This is a genomic window from Flavobacterium sp. UBA4854 (assembly GCF_002399805.1).
GTDB classification, from domain to species: domain Bacteria; phylum Bacteroidota; class Bacteroidia; order Flavobacteriales; family Flavobacteriaceae; genus Flavobacterium; species Flavobacterium ginsengisoli.
Genome location: NZ_DHEI01000131.1, coordinates 1,821 through 3,808 on the forward strand (window position 1 = coordinate 1,821; position 1,988 = coordinate 3,808).

At 33.5% G+C, this 1,988-nt stretch carries 1 protein-coding gene; it reads right to left on the bottom strand.

The annotated features are described in order from the left end of the window. Positions 1-599: 599 nt before the first annotated feature. The coding region (locus B3J44_RS18830) for a class I tRNA ligase family protein (RefSeq protein ID WP_286970465.1) at positions 600-1,988 on the bottom strand (1,389 nt) is incomplete at its 5' end.

Consider the following 1,988-nt stretch of genomic DNA (forward strand, 5'->3'; position numbering starts at 1 on the left):
AATAGATTGATCTCCGCTTCCCGTTTTTAAAACTTCAAACGGAAATTGTTTGGTTTGGCCGAAAACATTTAAACATAATGCCGAGAATAAAAATGCAATAATTAAGATGATATACTTTTTCATTTTTAATAGTTTTAAGTTGTTAATTAAATCGGATCCATGCTTTTGATACGGTAGCTATTAAAATGTTACAAAAGTTTTTAAATTTTTAATTAAAAAAATCCAAAATACAATGTTTATGCGGGTTTTTTAACCGCAAGGAACGCAAAGATTTACGCAAAGAACGCTAGTTTTTTTTGCTCGCAAAGACGCTAAGTCGCAAAGTTTTCCGCCACGAATTACACGAATTTTCTCAAATTTTTATTTCGAAAAACACATAGTTTATCTTTTCGATGAAGGAAACTAGAGCGATAGCGAAATGACAAACTGTACGTTATTGTCAGTCTGAGCGAAGTCGAAGACCACACAAGCTATGTTTTTAAAAATAAAAATTTGAGAAAATTCGTGTAATTCATGGCAAAAAATTAAACACAAAAAAAAATCCCAAACCCCAATCGTAAAATTGGAATTTGGAATTTTTATATTGAAAATTAATTTGGTTATCCTACCAAATTGATGATTTTTCCAGGAACAATAATCACTTTATTTGGCGTTCTGCCGTCTAAGTGTTTTTGTGTTCTTTCGTCTTTCATCACGATTTCTTCGATTTGTTCTTTAGTTAAATCTAAAGGCAATTCGATTGTGAAACGCATTTTTCCATTGAAAGAAACTGGATATTCTTTATTAGTTTCAACTAAATGTTTTTCTTCAAAAACTGGAAAAGCAACATCCGAAATTGACGTTGTATGCCCTAACTGAGACCATAATTCTTCTGCGATATGCGGTGCATAAGGCGAAACCAAAATTCCCAACGGTTCTAAAATCGCTCTTGAATGACAGTTTTGAGAAGACAATTCGTTTACACAAATCATAAACTGAGAAACCGAAGTATTGAAAGAGAAATTCTCAATATCGTCTGCAACCTTTTTAATCGTTTTATGCAATGATTTTAAGTTGTCTTTTGTTGGTTCGTCGTTGTTTACGATCAAGCCATTATCATCAAAATACAATCTCCATAATTTTTTCAAGAAACCAAATACTCCAGAAATTCCAGCAGTATTCCAAGGTTTTGCTTGCTCTAAAGGACCTAAGAACATTTCGTACAAACGCAATGTATCTGCTCCATATTCAGCGCAAATATCATCTGGAGTTACAACATTATAGTATGATTTCGACATTTTTTCAACCTCACGTCCTACAATGTATTTTCCGTTTTCATCAAAAATAAATTCTGCTGTATTGAAATCTTCCCTCCAAGCTTTGAACTTTTCGATATTTAATTCATCTGAAGAATTCACGAAATGAACATCAACGCGAATTGGCTGTACATTTTGACCTTCAATTTTATTTTTAGATACAAAAGTATTTGTTCCTTCTAATCTGTAAACATAAGCCGTCGTTCCTAAAATCATTCCCTGATTGATCAGTTTTTTGAATGGCTCTTCTGTTGGAGCCAAACCTTTATCTTTTAAGAATTTGTTCCAAAAACGAGAATACAATAAGTGACCAGTTGCGTGTTCGCTTCCACCAATGTATAAATCTACATTTTCCCAGTAAGCCAAAGCTTCTTTGCTTGCAAATTCATTTTCATTGTGTGCATCCATATAACGCATCCAATACCATGAACTTCCTGCCCAACCTGGCATTGTATTTAATTCTAAAGGAAAAATCGAAACATTGTCAACTAAATCTGTATTGACAACTTTATTTTGTTTTGTATCCCAAGCCCAAACTGCAGCGTTTCCTAATGGCGGCAAACCATCTTCAGTTGGTAAATATTTCTCTACTTCTGGTAAAATAATTGGCAAATGCTGTGTATCGATCATTTTTGGTAATCCATTCACATAATAAACCGGGAATGGCTCACCCCAATAACGCTGACGAGAGAA